The organism is Kocuria sp. KD4 (assembly GCF_011769905.1).
GTDB classification, from domain to species: Bacteria; Actinomycetota; Actinomycetes; order Actinomycetales; family Micrococcaceae; genus Kocuria; species Kocuria marina.
Genome location: NZ_CP050449.1, coordinates 1,999,116 through 2,014,587, shown reverse-complemented (window position 1 = coordinate 2,014,587; position 15,472 = coordinate 1,999,116). Strand labels below are relative to the sequence as shown.

Annotated in this window: 12 protein-coding genes and 1 pseudogene; 7 read left to right on the top strand and 6 right to left on the bottom strand. The window is 68.1% G+C overall.

The features are described 5' to 3' along the window. Window positions 1-251: 251 nt before the first annotated feature. Window positions 252-4,001, top strand: a complete 3,750-nt coding sequence (gene mfd, locus HBK84_RS09055) for a transcription-repair coupling factor (protein ID WP_167318713.1) — start codon at window positions 252-254, stop codon at window positions 3,999-4,001. 144 nt (window positions 4,002-4,145) lie between these two features. Here mfd and HBK84_RS09050 read toward each other — a convergent pair whose 3' ends face one another. The 3 genes from HBK84_RS09050 to HBK84_RS09040 form a co-directional block, all read right to left on the bottom strand. Beyond that, a complete protein-coding gene (locus HBK84_RS09050) occupies window positions 4,146-4,577 on the bottom strand; it encodes a hypothetical protein (protein WP_098053338.1) in 432 nt (143 codons plus the stop codon). A 119-nt stretch (window positions 4,578-4,696) separates the two neighbouring features. Beyond that, window positions 4,697-5,515, bottom strand: coding sequence for a purine-nucleoside phosphorylase (locus HBK84_RS09045; protein ID WP_085106998.1), 819 nt, complete (start codon window positions 5,513-5,515; stop codon window positions 4,697-4,699). Window positions 5,516-5,592: 77 nt separating this feature from the next. Then, a complete protein-coding gene (locus HBK84_RS09040; RefSeq protein WP_085106942.1) occupies window positions 5,593-5,772 on the bottom strand; it encodes a hypothetical protein in 180 nt (59 codons plus the stop codon). 106 nt (window positions 5,773-5,878) lie between these two features. On the opposite strand from HBK84_RS09040, the gene HBK84_RS09035 reads away from it, so the two are divergent. Then, window positions 5,879-7,315 carry an NAD(P)H-quinone dehydrogenase gene (locus HBK84_RS09035; protein WP_085106941.1) on the top strand — a complete coding sequence of 479 codons (1,437 nt, stop codon included), beginning with the start codon at window positions 5,879-5,881 and terminating at the stop codon, window positions 7,313-7,315. Window positions 7,316-7,422: 107 nt separating this feature from the next. On the opposite strand, the gene HBK84_RS09030 is transcribed toward HBK84_RS09035, so the two are convergent. The 3 genes from HBK84_RS09030 to HBK84_RS09020 all read right to left on the bottom strand — a co-directional run bounded on the left by HBK84_RS09030 (window position 7,423) and on the right by HBK84_RS09020 (window position 11,623). Then, a complete protein-coding gene (locus tag HBK84_RS09030) occupies window positions 7,423-8,829 on the bottom strand; it encodes an MFS transporter (protein WP_064846928.1) in 1,407 nt (468 codons plus the stop codon). A gap of 245 nt (window positions 8,830-9,074) precedes the next feature. Further along, complete coding sequence (locus tag HBK84_RS09025; RefSeq protein ID WP_167318712.1) at window positions 9,075-10,880, bottom strand: biotin carboxylase N-terminal domain-containing protein; 1,806 nt, start codon at window positions 10,878-10,880, stop codon at window positions 9,075-9,077. 104 nt (window positions 10,881-10,984) lie between these two features. After that, a complete protein-coding gene (locus tag HBK84_RS09020; protein WP_167318711.1) occupies window positions 10,985-11,623 on the bottom strand; it encodes a nucleoside triphosphate pyrophosphatase in 639 nt (212 codons plus the stop codon). Window positions 11,624-11,779: 156 nt separating this feature from the next. Here HBK84_RS09020 and HBK84_RS09015 point away from each other — a divergent pair, with 156 nt between their 5' ends. The 5 genes and pseudogenes from HBK84_RS09015 to HBK84_RS08995 all read left to right on the top strand — a co-directional run bounded on the left by HBK84_RS09015 (window position 11,780) and on the right by HBK84_RS08995 (window position 15,464). Next, window positions 11,780-12,472, top strand: a complete 693-nt coding sequence (locus tag HBK84_RS09015; protein ID WP_167318710.1) for a hypothetical protein — start codon at window positions 11,780-11,782, stop codon at window positions 12,470-12,472. A 246-nt stretch (window positions 12,473-12,718) separates the two neighbouring features. Next, window positions 12,719-12,950, top strand: a pseudogene (locus tag HBK84_RS09010) (IS481 family transposase); the annotation flags it as partial. Window positions 12,951-13,016: 66 nt separating this feature from the next. Continuing rightward, window positions 13,017-13,880 (top strand): SDR family oxidoreductase, encoded by an 864-nt coding sequence (locus HBK84_RS09005; protein WP_167319181.1) that lies wholly within the window; start codon window positions 13,017-13,019, stop codon window positions 13,878-13,880. 576 nt (window positions 13,881-14,456) lie between these two features. Next, window positions 14,457-14,870, top strand: coding sequence for a DDE-type integrase/transposase/recombinase (locus tag HBK84_RS09000; RefSeq protein ID WP_167318709.1), 414 nt, complete (start codon window positions 14,457-14,459; stop codon window positions 14,868-14,870). Window positions 14,871-15,020: 150 nt separating this feature from the next. Next, complete coding sequence (locus HBK84_RS08995) at window positions 15,021-15,464, top strand: nuclear transport factor 2 family protein (RefSeq protein ID WP_167318708.1); 444 nt, start codon at window positions 15,021-15,023, stop codon at window positions 15,462-15,464. Window positions 15,465-15,472 lie beyond the last annotated feature (8 nt).

Below are 15,472 nucleotides of genomic sequence, written 5' to 3'. Positions count from 1 at the left end.
GGGTACGAGCGGGCCGCCCGGTGCGAGTCCGGCCGTGGGAACGGGTGTCGGGTCCGCGCGCTCGCGTACGGGGCTGACCTCGCGTGAGTCCGGCCGACCCGGTGCACTTCTTGCGAGGGCATGGTCCGGACGGGGCGCTCGCGGGGGATCGTGTCCGACGTCCCGAGTAGGCTGTAGCGCGTTCCGTCGCGCCCGTCATGGGCGCGGGGCCACAGGTCCCGATCACCGCACCCACCAGGAGTCAGCCACCCATGTCCCTGACCGGTCTGCTCACCGCGCTCTCCGAGGACCGCAGCTTCGCGAACATCCGCGCGCAGGCCGCCCGGCCGCTCACGGAACGCTCCGCCGAGACGATCATCAGCGCGACCGACGGCTTGCGCGCGCCGGTGCTCGCGCAGATCGCGCGGGGGCTCGCGGACGGGGCCGGGGCAGCGTCGTCGTCCGACGGGGCCAAGGGCGGTTCCGCGGGGTCCACCCCGATCCTGCTTGCCGTGACCGCCACGGGACGTGAGGCCGAGGAACTGCAGTCGGGGCTCGCGTCCTACGTGCCCGCCGAGCAGATCGCGAACTTCCCGTCCTGGGAGACCCTGCCGCACGAACGACTCTCGCCGCGCTCGGACACCGTGGGTCAGCGATTGAGCGTGCTGCGGCGCCTGGACCACGCGCAGGACGGGGAACAGCCGCTGCGCGTGGTCGTGGCGCCGGTGCGTTCGGTGCTGCAGCCCGTGGTCGCCGGGCTGGGTGCCATGAAACCGGTGACGCTGCGCACGGGCCAGGAGTACGACTTCCAGCAGCTCGTGACAAGTCTTGCCGGGGCAGCGTATTCGCGCGTGGACATGGTGACCCGCCGCGGTGAGTTCGCGGTGCGCGGTGGCATCATCGACGTCTTCCCGCCCACCGAGGACCACCCGGTGCGCGCGGAGTTCTTCGGGGACGAGCTCGACGAGATGCGGTGGTTCGCGGTCGCGGACCAGCGCACGCTGACCGATGCCGAACACCCGTCCGTGATCGTGGCGCCGCCGTGCCGCGAACTACTCATCACCCCGTCGGTGCAGTCGCGCGCCGCCAAGCTCAAGGAACAGCTGCCGGGCGGGCGCGAGATCCTGGAGCGTATTGCTGGCGGGCAGTACGTGGAGGGCATGGAATCGCTCGCGCCACTGCTCGCGGACGAGATGGTCCAGCTCATGTCCCTGCTGCCCGAAGGCTCCATGACCGTGGTGCTCGAACCCGAGAAGGTCCGGGCCCGCGCGCACGACCTCGTGGCCACCAACCAGGAGTTCCTCACGGCCGCGTGGGAGTCCGCCTCGGGCGGCAACGACGCCCCGCTGGACCTGCACGCCGCGCTCGACGGCGCGTCCCGCACGCTCGCCGCCGGGTCCTTCCACACAGTGGGGGAGGTCCGGGAACTCGCGCTCGACCGGTCGGTGGGGTGGTGGTCCGTCACGGGGCTCAACGTCAACGCCGTGACGACCTCCCAGATCGACGCCGACACCGCGGACGAGGAGGTCCGGCTCGCGGACACCGACGCCGACACCCTGACCGTCACGGCGCGCGAACCCACCCGGTTCTCGGGGGACGTGGAGGCCATGCTGCGCTTCCTGGGGGAGCGCGTGCACGACGACTGGCGGGTCGTGCTCGTCACGGACGGCCCCGGACCGCTGCAGCGGCTGAGCGAGCTGCTGCACGGGGCGGAGATCCCCGCCGCCCGGTGCGACAGCCTCACGGAGGTGCCCCGGGCCGGTCTCGTGGAACTGACCACGGCCCGCGCCGGACGCGGGTTCGTCATCGATGCCACGCGCACCGCCCTGTTGACCGAGGCGGACGTGCTCGGGCGTTCCACCGCCTACGACAACCGGGCCCAGCGCAAACTGCCGCAGCGGCGCAAGCGCAACCAGGTGGACCCCCTGGCCCTGCAGAAGGGCGACTACGTGGTGCACGAGCAGCACGGGATCGGGCAGTTCATCGAACTCGTGCAGCGACCGATCGCCGGGGCCATGACTGCCCCGGGTCAACCCAAGCCCGTGCGCGAGTACCTCGTGCTCGAGTACGCGCCGTCCAAGCGCAACGGTCCCCGGGACCGGTTGTTCGTGCCCACGGAGCAGCTCGACCAGGTGAGCACGTACGTGGGCGGGGAAGCGCCGTCGTTGTCCAAGATGGGTGGCGCGGACTGGAACAAGACCAAGCGCAGCGCCAAGAAGGCCGTCAAGGAGATCGCCAACGAGCTGATCCGGCTGTACTCGGCGCGCATGGCGTCCAAGGGGTACGCGTTCGGCCCGGACACCCCGTGGCAGCGCGAACTCGAACAGGCCTTCCCGTACGTGGAGACCCCGGATCAGCTCACCACGATCGACGAGGTCAAGGCGGACATGGAACGGCCCATCCCCATGGACCGGTTGATCTCCGGGGACGTGGGCTACGGCAAGACCGAGGTCGCGGTGCGCGCGGCGTTCAAGGCCGTGCAGGACGGCAAACAGGTGGCCGTGCTCGTGCCCACCACGCTGCTCGCCCAGCAGCACACCGAGACCTTCGCCGAACGCTTCTCGGGCTTCCCGGTGCGCCTGGCCACGCTGTCCCGGTTCCAGAGCGCCAAGGAGTCCAAGGCCACGCTCGAGGGACTGCGCTCCGGCGCGATCGACGTCGTCATCGGGACCCACCGACTGCTCTCCAAGGAGACCCAGTTCAAGAACCTGGGCCTGGTGATCATCGACGAGGAACAGCGTTTCGGCGTGGAGCACAAGGAGAAGCTCAAGGCCATGCGCACGGACGTGGACGTCCTGGCCATGTCCGCGACCCCCATCCCGCGCACGTTGGAGATGTCCATGACGGGCATCCGTGAGACCTCCACGCTCGCGACCCCGCCCGAGGAACGCCACCCCGTGCTCACGTACGCGGGGCCCTACACGGACAAGCAGGTCTCCGCGGCCATCCGGCGTGAGCTCATGCGCGAGGGCCAGGTGTTTTTCATCCACAACCGTGTCTCCTCGATCGAGGCGCAGGCCAAGGCGCTCGCCGAACTCGTCCCCGAGGCGCGGATCGCGGTGGCCCACGGACAGATGAGCGAGTCGCGCCTGGAGCAGATCATCGTGGACTTCTGGGAGAAGAAGTTCGACGTCCTGGTGTGCACCACCATCGTGGAAACGGGCCTGGACATCGCCAACGCCAACACGCTGATCGTGGACCACGCGGACCGCTACGGGCTGTCGCAGCTGCACCAGTTGCGCGGTCGCGTGGGCCGTGGGCGTGAACGTGCCTACGCCTATTTCCTGTACCCCACGGAGAAACCCCTCAGTGAGACGGCACTGGAACGGCTCAAGGCCGTGGCCGCCCACAACGAGCTCGGCTCGGGTCTGCAATTGGCCATGAAGGACCTCGAGATCCGCGGTGCGGGCAACCTGCTGGGCGGGGAACAGTCCGGACACATCGCGGGCGTGGGCTTCGACATGTACCTGCGGCTCGTGGGGGAGGCCGTAGCCGAGTACCGCGGCGACCAGGACACGGGTCCCGCCGAGATGAAGATCGAGCTGCCCGTCAACGCCCACCTCCCGCACGACTACGTGCCCGGTGAGCGCTTGCGGCTCGAGGCGTACCGCACGATCGCGAACGCCGCCACGGAAGAAGCCGTCGCGGAGGCCGGCGAGGAACTCAAGGACCGTTACGGCCCGCTACCCACCCCGGTGGAGAACCTGCTCGACGTCGCCCGGTTGCGGATCAGGGCGCGCGCCGCGGGTCTCACGGACGTGGCCACCCAGGGCACCATGATCCGGTTCTCGCCGGCCGAGCTCACCGAGTCCCGCGAGATGCGCCTGACCCGGATGTACCCGGGCGCGCAGGTGAAGTTGGTCCCGGGGGCGGACACCCGCATGGCGCTGATCCCCAAACCCAAGACCGCGCGGATCGGGGGCAAGGACCTCGTGGACGGGGAGATCCTCGCATGGGCACGGGAGGTGCTGGACGCGATCTTCCCTCCGGTACAGGCACCTACGGAAGAGGTCTCGCAGTAGGGATAGCGCGGCCCCGTCCGGGCTCCGCCTCGCCCGGGTACTGACTCACCCCGGGTACCTTGGCGCGGCGTCGTCGCAGGCCCGCACACGGAAACAGCCCCGCTCATCCGGGTGGACGAGCGGGGCTGTCGTGGATGTGGTGCGTCAGTGGCTCACGTTGTCCTGGAGCTGACCCGCTCCGATGGGCTGGCGGGCCATCTCGGAGGCGTCGCGCGGGAGGTCCAGGGTGACTTCCTTGCCACCCGTGGAGTGCTTGGCGGTGCTGCCGTTGAGGATAGTGGTGGGGACCATGAGGGCCAGACCGTAGGCCAGGATCCCGAGCAGGAACAACAACCAGCTGTCCGGGTAGGACGCGAAGAGGTAAAGGCTCACCAGGATGGTGATGAAACCGCCGCCGAAGAGGATGGCGTTCTTCACGACGTCGTCCTGGCCAGAGTATTGCGGCTTGCGGCGGGACGCGGAATCGTGGTCGGAGCGGGCGGCCCGGTGGTCCTCGGTCACCGCGTGGCTGCCATCCTCCACCGTGCGCCCAGCGGAGTACTGATCGCTCGTGTGTGTTTCGGCTCTTCTGACCATGAGTTCACCCTTTCAGACCGCCGCGGCGGGCCCATTACGTTCCTGCGTCCAGTCTAGTGCCTGGGACCGGAACTTGCCGACATTCCGTCGATATCGAGCACCCGAACCGGCGGGCGTTCTCACAACTTTGCGACGACGTCCGCGAGCAGCCGGGAGATCCGGGGACCGGCGGCCTGGCCGGCCTCGAGCACTTCCTCGTGGGACAGTGGCTCGTCGCTGATCCCCGCCGCGAGATTGGTCACGAGAGACATCCCCAGCACCTCGAGGCCGGCGTGGCGCGCGGCAATCGCCTCGAGCGCCGTAGACATGCCCACGAGGTCCGCTCCGAGCACCTTGGCCATCCGAACCTCCGCCGGTGTCTCGTAGTGAGGTCCGGTGAACTGGGCGTAAACGCCTTCGTCGAGTCCGGGGTCCACCTGGTGGGCGATGTCCCGCATCCGCCGAGAATAAAGGTCGGTGAGGTCCACGAAGGTGGCGCCTTCGAGCGGGGAGTGTGCGGTGAGGTTGATGTGATCGCGGATCAACACGGGGGTCCCGGGCGCCCATGCGGGGTTCAGTCCGCCGCATCCGTTCGTCAGGATCATGATCTCGGCTCCGGCCGCGGCGGCCGTGCGCACGCCGTGGGCCACGGCCCGCACACCCTTGCCCTCGTAGAAGTGGGTGCGCGCCCCGATCACCAGGGCGTGATCCCCGTTCGTGAGCCGGATGGAACGCAGGGTGCCGCCGTGGCCCTGCAGGGCGGGGGCGGAGAAGCCGGGGATCTCGGTCGCGGGGATCTCGTGTTCGGTCTCACCGATGAGGTCCGCGGCACCGCCCCACCCGGAGCCCAGGGTCAGGGCGATCCGGTGCCTCTGCACGCCGGTGCGCTCACGCAGGACGTCCGCGGCGCGGCGGGCGAGGTCGAAGGGATCCGTGCAAGCCGTTGCGTTCTCAGTCACGGGCACCACTCTAAGCCGCGATCCACCGCTCGGACGTGAAAGGCCCGGGCAAGGGTCCTGCCGGCAAGGGGTCGTCCTCAACGATCGGCGGGAGGTGCGCCCCGCATCACGTGGCCCTTGAGCGGAGGGGCCGGGTCGGACGCGGGCGGGCGCTGCCGGCGGAGTGAGGCCGTGAGAACCACCCCGACGACCAGGACGACGACGAGGACGACGAAAAGCACGAAGCCCAGAACGACAACGAGAGCGACGGTGGACATGTCTCCTCCTACGACGTGTGTTCGCTGACTCGGCCACTCGTAACCGGCCCGCGGAAGAGCCGGACCACCATCATGGGCGGTAGCACCCGGGGTAAATGCTGCAACAATGGGGACCGTGAGTGTGCAGACTGAATTTGCGAATCCGAAGCTCGTGATCATCGGCGGCGGCCCCGGTGGTTACGAGGCCGCACTGGTCGCCGCGTCCCTCGGTGCGGAGGTCACCGTGATCGAGGAGCAGGGCATGGGCGGTTCCGCCGTGCTCACGGACGTGGTCCCCTCCAAGACCCTGATCGCGTCCGCGGACACCATGAACCGGTTCGCGGACGCCAAGGACCTGGGCGTGCACGTGGGGGACGGTCAGGACGCGAGCGAGGAGTTGAACAACCTCCGCGTGGACCTGGACACCGTCAACGTGCGCCTGCTGCGCCTCGCCGCCACGCAGTCCCGTGACATCAAGCGCGGCCTGGAGCGCGTGGGCGTGCGCGTGGTGCAGGGCCGCGGCCGCCTGGCCGATCAGCACACCGTGGTGGTCAGCCCCTCCGACGACGACGCCGAGTACGAACTCCACGCGAACGTCGTCCTGCTCGCCGTGGGCTCGCACCCCCGGGAGATGGACACCGCCAAGCCTGACGGCGAGCGGATCTTCAACTGGAAGCAGATCTACCAGCTCACCGAGATCCCCGAGAAGCTGATCGTGGTGGGTTCGGGTGTCACCGGCGCCGAGTTCGCCTCCGCGTACAACGGCCTGGGCTCGGAGGTCACCCTGATCTCGTCCCGCGACCAGGTGCTGCCCGGTTCCGACACCGATGCCGCCCAGGTGCTCGAGAACGTCTTCGAGCGCCGCGGTCTGCGCGTGCTGTCCCGCTCCCGCGCCGACTCCGTGGAGAACACCGGGGACGGCGTGCGCGTGACGCTCTCTGACGGGCGCAAGGTGCGCGGATCGCACTGCCTGCTGGCCGTGGGCTCAATCCCGAACACCGCGGACATGGGTCTCGAGGAGGCCGGGGTCGCCATGGACGAGCGCGGTCACATCAAGGTGGACTCGGTCTCCCGCACGTCCGTCCCCGGGATCTACGCCGCCGGTGACTGCACGGGCGTGCTGCCCCTGGCCTCCGTGGCCGCCATGCAGGGCCGGATCGCCGTGGCCCACATCCTGGGTGACACCGTGCACCCTCTGCACACTGGCGAGGTCGCGTCCAACATCTTCACGTCCCCGGAGATCGCTTCCGTGGGCATTTCCCAGTCGGACGTCGAGGCGGATCCCACGATGTTCACCGGCATGACCATGAAGCTGTCCACCAACCCGCGCGCCAAGATGATGGCCGTGGACGACGGTTTCGTGAAGATCTTCGCCCGCCGCGGCAGCGGGACGGTCATGGGCGGCGTGGTCGTGGGACCGCGCGCCTCCGAGCTGATCTTCCCGATCGCGCTCGCGGTGACCCACCGCCTGGGCGTGGACGACCTCTCCGACACGTTCGCGGTCTACCCGTCCCTGTCCGGCACGATCGCGGAGGCCGCGCGCCGCTTGCATGTCCACCGCTGACTGCCCCGCTCGTTCCGGCCGGGCACGGTTCGCACCCCGGGTACGACGCCGCGGTGACCTTCGTACGGAAGGTCACCGCGGCGTCGTCGTCCGTGGAAGCGGAAGGCCTACTTGGCGGCCTTGGTGCCCACGGTGTACATGTTCACGTGCCGGGTCTCGGGGGAGAACCACAGCGCGATGAGCGTGATGACGGCGGCGAAGGACAGGTACAGGCCCACCGCGCCCACGCCGAAGCGCGCGTTGAGCAGCACCGCGATGTAGGGGGTGATCGCCGCACCCAGGATGGACGCGACGTTGTACGCGATGCCCGAACCGGTGTAGCGCACATTCGTGGGGAACAGTTCGGGCAGGATCGCGGACATGGAACCGAACGTCAGGCCCATGAGGGTCATGCCGATCGTGAGGAAGACCAGCACGCGCAGCAGGGACGCATCCGCGCCCGTGCCCACGAGGTCGGGGTTCATGATCAGGGCGAAGCTCAGGCCGAACAGCAGGATGAGGCTCGTGATCACGAGCTGCGAGGAGCGGCGGCCGTAGCGGTCCGCGAGCCAGCCCGAGACGGGGACCATGGCGGCGAACAGCAGCACGGCGAGCAACTGCAGGATCAGGAACGTGCGGTACTCGATGCCCAGGCCACCGGTCTCCGGCTTGCCGATCCCGTAGGACAGCACCCATGCGGTCATCAGGTAGAACAGAACGTACGTGGCGAGCATGATGAACGTGCCCTGGATGATCTGCACCCACGACGTCTTGAAGACTTCGGCCACGGGGGCCTTGACCTTCTCACCCTGCTGTTCCGCGCGCTGGAACACCGGGGTCTCTTCCAGCTTGATCCGCACCCACAGGCCCAGCAGGACCATGACCACGGACGCGAGGAACGGGATTCGCCAGCCCCACACCAGGAACGGGTGGCCCGTGCCCAGGTGGTGACCCGCGGTGCCGAACTGCATGACCACGGTCAGCAGCAGGAAGAAGCCGTTGGCCAGGATGAACCCGAACGGCGCGCCGAGTTGCGGCCACATTGCGGCGCGGGCCCGTTTGCCCTCCTCCGCGTACTCGGTCGCGAGCAGGGAGGCACCGGACCATTCGCCGCCCAGTCCCAGGCCCTGACAGAAGCGCAGGATCGTGAGGATCAGGGGAGCCCAGATGCCGATCTGGTAGAACGTGGGCAACAGGCCGATCAGGAACGTGGCGATACCCATGGTCAGCAGTGCGCCGATCAGGGTGGCCTTACGCCCGATCCGGTCCCCGTAATGACCGAAGATCACGGAGCCGATGGGCCGGCCGAAGAACGCGGCGGCGAACGTGGCCATGGAGGCCAGCAGCTTGGCGGTGTCGTTCTCGCCCGTGAAGAACAGGGCGGGGAACACGGCCACCGCAGCGGTCGCGTACACGTAGAAGTCGTAGAACTCGATCGTGGTTCCCGCGAGGGACGCCAGGATCACGCGGCTGCGGGGCACACGTGATTGCTCCGCGGGGGATCCCGGATCCACGGTGGACACGGTGGAAGACATGAAGAACCTCACAGGGACTCAGGGGCGAAATGCCTTCAAGATAAGACCGGCCATACCGCATGGTGAATTCTGGCGTCCACATTCTGAGATGGAACCTCGACGTCGCTCAGTTCGCGTGCTGGGCCGGTCTCGTCGTCGAGCGGGTGCGGAGCGGCCCCGGTCCTGTTCCGAACCGGGGCCGCTACGACGGATTGGTGGGAGCTCCGGGGCGATGCCCCGGCCCCGTAAAGCGATGCGCCGGGGCGTCAGCCCGTGATGGAGGCCAGCACGGTGCCGGCCGAGACGGTGTCCCCCTCGGACACGTCCAGGTCTTTGATCACACCGGACTTGTGGGCGGTGAGCGGCTGCTCCATCTTCATGGCTTCGAGCACCACGATCAGGTCCCCCTCGGAGACCTCGTCCCCGTTGGCCACGGCGATCTTCACGATCGTGCCCTGCATGGGTGAGGAGAGGGAATCCCCCGAGGCTCCGCGGGCCGCCGTGCCGCGTCCGCTGCGCTGCTTGCGTGCCTTGGGCTGGGCCGCGTCCGGGCGGGCCGCACCTCCCAGCTGCGGCATGGTCACCTCGAGGCGCTTACCGCCCACCTCCACAACGACGCTCTGCCGTTCGGGTTCGTCCGCCGAGGGTTCGGGTGCCACGGTGAAGGGCTCGATCCGGTTGTCGAACTCCGTCTCGATCCACCGGGTGTGCACGGTGAAGGGGGTGTCGTCCGGGGTTGCGAACGCGGGATCGCTCACCACGGCCCGGTGAAACGGGACGACAGTGGGCATGCCCTCGATCGTCAGTTCCTGCAGGGCCCGGCGGGACCGTTCGAGGGCCTGCGTGCGGGTCGCGCCGGTCACCACGAGCTTGGCGAGCATCGAGTCGAAGTTCCCGCCCACGGTCTCGCCGGCCTCCACGCCGGAGTCCACGCGCACGCCCGGCCCGGAGGGCACGGTGAACGTGGTGAGCGTGCCGGGGGAGGGCATGAAGTTGCGGCCGGCGTCCTCGCCGTTGATCCGGAACTCGAAGCTGTGCCCGCGGATCTCGGGGTCGTCGTAGCCGAGAGCCTCACCGCGGGCGATGCGGAACTGCTCCCGCACCAGGTCCAGTCCCGAGACCTCCTCCGACACGGGGTGCTCCACTTGTAGGCGCGTATTGACCTCCAGGAAGGAGATCGTCCCGTCCTGGCCCACGAGGAACTCGCACGTCCCCGCGCCCTGGTACTGGGCTTCCTTGAGGATGGCCTTGGAGGACTCGTAGAGCCGTTCGATCTGCTCGTCCGACAGGAACGGCGCGGGTGCCTCCTCCACGAGTTTCTGATTGCGCCGCTGCAGCGAGCAGTCGCGAGTGGACACCACGACGACGCTGCCGAACTGGTCCGCGAGGCACTGGGTCTCCACGTGGCGGGGTGCGTCCAGGAACCGTTCCACGAAGCACTCACCGCGGCCGAACGCGGCGGTGGCCTCGCGCACGGCCGATTCGTAGAGCTCGGGGATCGCGGCGCGCTCACGCACCACCTTGATGCCACGGCCGCCACCACCGAAGGCGGCCTTGATCGCGATCGGCAGGCCGTGTTCGTCCGCGAAGTCCAGGACCTCCTGGGCCGAGGACACCGGGTCGGCGGTGCCGGGGACCTGCGGCGCCTCGACCTTCTCCGCGATGTGGCGGGCCGCGACCTTGTCACCGAGCTGGGCTATCGCCGCCGGGGGAGGGCCGATCCATGTGAGTCCCGCCGCGATCACCGCTGAGGCGAATTCCGCGTTCTCGGACAGGAACCCGTAACCGGGGTGGACGGAGTCAGCACCGGCGCGTCGAGCGGCGTCGAGGATCTTGTCGATCCGCAGGTAGGAGTCCGCGGCGGTCGTCCCGCCCAGTGAGTACGCCTCGTCCGCCATGCGCACGTGCAGCGCATCCCGGTCCGGGTCCGCGTAGACGGCCACGGAGGCGATGCCCTCGTCGCGCGCGGCGCGGATCACGCGCACCGCGATCTCCCCTCGGTTGGCCACGAGGACCTTGGTGACGGGGCGGGTTGCGGTGGCGGCCTCTTGCTGCCGCGAGGTGGTTGTCACGTGATAGCTCCTTGTCGACTCTCTGCCGAAAGGTTAGTGCCCCGTGCCGGGGAACGCCTAAGCGCGGGGGCACCGCGGTGCGGTAACTGTGGAAGATCTACAAATCATTGCGCCCCGCCCTGTGCTGCGGCACCCCACCACGAGGACGCCCGGATCCCTACCCCGGCGAGCAGGGTACGCAGGGTGGACAGGCTCAGCCCGATCACGGCGTTCGGATCCCCGTTCACCCGTTCGATGAACTGGGATCCCCGCCCGTCCAGGGTGAAGGAGCCTGCGACCTGGAGGGGCTCACCCGTGGCCACGTAGTCCTCGATCTCCGCGCGTGTCATGGTGGCGAAGTGCACGTCCGCGGAACAGACCAGGCCGTTGCCGGAAGCCTCGCCCGTGCGCGCATCCACGAGCCAGTGGCCCGTGTGCAGCGTGCCCGTGCGCCCGCTCATGGCGCTGATGCGCTCGATCGCGACGTCCGGCTCGTACGGCTTGCCGTAGGGGGCGCCGTCGAGCTCGAACACGGAGTCGCAACCCAGCACGAGCCGCCCCTCCGCTTCCGGAAGCGCTGCGACGGCCTCCGCCTTGGCCCGTGCCAGTAGCAAGGCGGTCTCTGCGGGGGTCTCGGGGGCTTCCGCGGCCACGAGGGCGTCCTCGTCCACGTGGGAGACGACGGCGCGGTACGGGATGTGCGCGCGCTCCAACAGGGACGCGCGCGCCGGTGATTGCGAGGCCAGGACGAGAGCGGGGTGCACGCCCCTCACTCTACGGCGGATCGGGTGAGGGGACGTCGGTCCGGTGAGGAGGGGTGTGCTCGCGGGAGGGCCGCGATCATACAAATAGGGACACCCTCAAGCATCTGGATGTACCCTGTGACGTCGGCCGCGCGCGTGGAGAGGGAGGTGGCCCGGATGGTCGAGATCGTGCGTCGTGGTGCGCGCATCCCACGGGACCTCCCCGGCGTCACCGGGTCCCGACCAGCGACAGCATCCCACGCCTCGAACGGGCCCGTGCTGTCCCTCGGGGCCGGGCTGGCGAACGGGCCGTCCATAGGAGCCGGGCTCCCGCACGGGCCGTGGCTCTCGGACGGCATCGGCCTTACGAACGCCACCGGGACACCACCGGCGCGGCCTTCGCGATGGCTGTCCCGCCCCCTGACGTCGATACTGCTGGACGCCCTGGCCGTGACCCTGGCCCTGATCCTTGCCAACCAGGTGGTGGCTCGAGGCGCGGTGATCGCCCTGCCGGGCGACGCCGGACTCACGTACCCCCAACTGTCCGTTCCACTGGGAACTGGGTGGCTCGCGGCGCTCGCCACATGCCGACGGGCCGTACGGCTGCCCCGTGGTTATTGGCGCACCGAGTGCCGCTGCATCGCTCGTGCCGCGTTCATCGTGCTCGGTGCGGTGTGCATGGCGGCCGTGGTTCTGCTGCTCGACATCGACCGCCCGTTCATGGCCGTGACGTTCGCCGCGGGGCTGCTCCTGCAGCTCGTGAGCCGGTGGCTCATCCGGCGCGCCGCCCTCCGCCGACGGGACGACCGCGCGCGAACGGCGGGTCCGCACCTGGGATCCGAGGCGCGGAGCGCCGCCGTTCACGAGTGACGCGGGCCCGATGAAGGTGCTTCCTAGCTGTTGTGGGGGATGGGGTTGTTGGCACGGGTGTGGTGGTGAGATGAGGAGCGGGCTGCTCGTCGCGGGATGGAAGTTCCTACACCACCCACCCGTACGAGAGAGCCCGTTCATGACCCACGCTAATGCACCCCTGACCCCGACCGGCCTTCTGCGGATGGTGCACCGTCATCTTTACGATGGTGTGCCCCAGGCTCACGTGGCTGCAAAGTTCCGGGTTTCCCGGCCCACTGTGGCCACCTGGATGTGAAGAAGCTCGGGAGAATCCCCGACGGTGGTGGTTGGTGGGCCCACGGGCGAGACTCCCGCCAAGCCCTGGCTTCCGAACGCGCCCAAGCAGCGTGGCGGGTACACCTACCTTCCCAGCGCCGTGGACGGGTTTTCCCGGCTGGCCTACACCGAGGCCCTCGAGGATGAGAAAGCAGCCACCACAATCGGGTTCTTCTCCCGGCTTTTCGGAAGTAATCGGAAGGTGGGGTGGTTATACCTTCCGTCAAGGACCCCATTGAAGGACATCATGAGCATCGTTATCACCGGAGCTACCGGCCAGCTTGGCCGCCAGGTCGTGGAGACACTGCTGGAGCGCAACGTTCCGCCGCAGGAGATTGTGGCCGCAGGGCGTGCGGTTGAGAAGATCGCGGATCTGGCACAGCGCGGTGTCCACGTGAGGAAGCTGGACTACACCGACGCGGCCTCCGTAGGAAAGGCCATGGAGGGGGCCAGCAAAGTCCTCCTGATCTCAGGTTCCGAGGTGGGCCAGCGGGTGGAGCAGCACCGTACCGTGATCGAGGCCGCTCAGCGCGAGGGTATCCAGCTGGTCGCCTACACGAGCATCGCCAACGCAGACGGTAGTGGGATGAAGCTGGCCGTCGAGCACCAAGCCACCGAGACCCTCCTGGAGCAGTCCGGCGTTCCTTTCGTCCTGTTGCGCAACAGCTGGTATCTGGAGAACTACACCGACCAATTGCCGGGCGTGCTCGCTCAGGGTGCCCTCGTCGGCAGTGCCGGCGATGGTCGGGTGAGCGCCGCCTCCCGCGCAGACTATGCCCAGGCGGCCGCCGCGGTGCTGCTGGCCGACGACCAGGCCGGCAGGATCTATGAACTCGGCGGTGACAAGCCGTTCACCATGGCCGAGCTTGCGGCAGAGATCAGCGCCGCGGCCGGCAAGCACATCTCCTACCAGGACCTGCCGCCGCGCGAATACGCCGCAATGCTCGTCAGGGTCGGAGTGCCCGAGGGGGGCGCGGAAATCCTCGCAGATTCTGATCTGGGAATAGCCCGCGGAGACCTCCTGGTGAACTCTGGAGACCTGAGCAGGCTTATCGGACGCCCGGCCACGTCCATGGCCGAGGCTGTTCGTTCGGCTGTCGCCGCAATCTAACCTCTCGGTAGAACCTGCATGAGTGGCTAGTTCTGTTTGTCCAACCTTCCAACCGGACAACCAGAACTACCCGCCGACCTCGCCCCTGCCGGCAAACCCCACACTGGCGTCCGATGGTGACGTCTGCCGAGGGGTGCCCAGATTCTTCTATGTCGGTCAAGAGCCATTCACGCTCGGGGTCGTAGCGTTGAGGGTTCGATAGACGTGACGGGCTAGGTAGTGCTTGATGCAGCGGCGGATCTCTCGGTCGTACCTTCCTTCCGCTCGGCGCTTGGTGACGTATAGCCGAGTCAGGGCGTCGTAGGTCATCTTGGTGGTCGAGACCGGGCGTGGGGAACGAGTAGGTGATGACTGATCGTTAGCGTTGAGAGGCGCTGGTGGGGGAGGATGTCATCATGCCCGGTCCTTGTCAGCTGAAGAAGCGGATCCGCCTCCTGGAGCAGGACAACGAGGTGCTCAGTAGGGCTGCGGCGTATGTGTCGCAAGCGAATCTGCGTTTCGGCGGCTGCCCACACTGACATACCCGCTCGTTGCCGAGCTCGCCGGCGCGGGAAGGGGAACACAACGGGCCCGCCGGTGTTCGAGGACCACCTCCAGCGGGTCTTCCGCGCCGATGAGCCGAACCGGCTCTGGCTGAGGGGTATCACGGGGGATTGGACGAGGGAGGGCACGCTCTACTGTTGCGCGATCGAAGACGTGTTCTCCACCCGCGTCGTCGGATACTCGATCTCGGAGCGGATGACCGCGAAACTCGCCGTGGACGCGGTCCGCAATGCACTCGCCCGCCGAGGCGACGTCGCCGGGTGCATGCTGCACGCCGACAGAGATAGCCAGTTCCGTGGTCGCGCGATGGCCCGGCAGCTGCGCCTGGCCATCGTGGTCTGGATCGAGCGGAAGTATCACCGTCAACGAGCCCAGGACAGACTCGGCGGGATGACGCCCATCGAGTTCGAAGCCAAACTAACCAAGCCGCTCACACTCGCGGCCTAAACCGAAACCGTCGCCGGCTCGTTCCCCACTCCCAACGACACGCTCTCTTACAACTGGTACAAAAAAGCATCGAGTACCACCCGGCGCCACCCATGTGGCCAACGCCCGCAAACCACTGACACATCCGCTCCCAGGTCAAGGCGCCATCACATGACCCAAACCCGTAACCCGATCCCACCGTTCACCGCCGAAACCGCTGCCCGCAAGGTACAGGCCGCCGAAGACGCCTGGAATACTCGCGACCCCGAGATGGTCGCCCAGGCCTACAGCGTCGATACCGTGTGGCGAAACCGTGACCAGACGATCACCGGCCGGGACCAGGTGATTGCCTTCCTCACCGCCAAGTGGGATCGGGAACTCGACTATCAACTCCGCAAGAACCTGTGGGCGTTCACCGACGATCAGATCGCCGTGCGATTCCAGTACGAGTGGCACGACCATGACGGCCGGTGGTGGCGCTCCTACGGCAATGAGCTGTGGCGTTTCGACGCACAGGGCTACATGACCCATCGCGAGGCCAGCATCAACGACCGTCCCATTGGTCAGGATGAGCGACGCGTCACCCCAGGCCACGGCGAACTTCCCACCTGGTGAGCCTTTCG

Coding starts and splice junctions, on each gene's coding strand:
- HBK84_RS09040 (WP_085106942.1), bottom strand. CDS start 5,772: ATGTCCACCGTCGCTCTCGTTGTCGTTCTGGGCTTCGTGCTTTTCGTC.
- HBK84_RS09015 (WP_167318710.1), top strand. CDS start 11,780: ATGGTCGAGATCGTGCGTCGTGGTGCGCGCATCCCACGGGACCTCCCC.
- HBK84_RS09035 (WP_085106941.1), top strand. CDS start 5,879: ATGGGGACCGTGAGTGTGCAGACTGAATTTGCGAATCCGAAGCTCGTG.
- HBK84_RS09005 (WP_167319181.1), top strand. CDS start 13,017: ATGAGCATCGTTATCACCGGAGCTACCGGCCAGCTTGGCCGCCAGGTC.
- HBK84_RS09050 (WP_098053338.1), bottom strand. CDS start 4,577: ATGGTCAGAAGAGCCGAAACACACACGAGCGATCAGTACTCCGCTGGG.
- mfd (WP_167318713.1), top strand. CDS start 252: ATGTCCCTGACCGGTCTGCTCACCGCGCTCTCCGAGGACCGCAGCTTC.
- HBK84_RS09030 (WP_064846928.1), bottom strand. CDS start 8,829: ATGTCTTCCACCGTGTCCACCGTGGATCCGGGATCCCCCGCGGAGCAA.
- HBK84_RS08995 (WP_167318708.1), top strand. CDS start 15,021: ATGACCCAAACCCGTAACCCGATCCCACCGTTCACCGCCGAAACCGCT.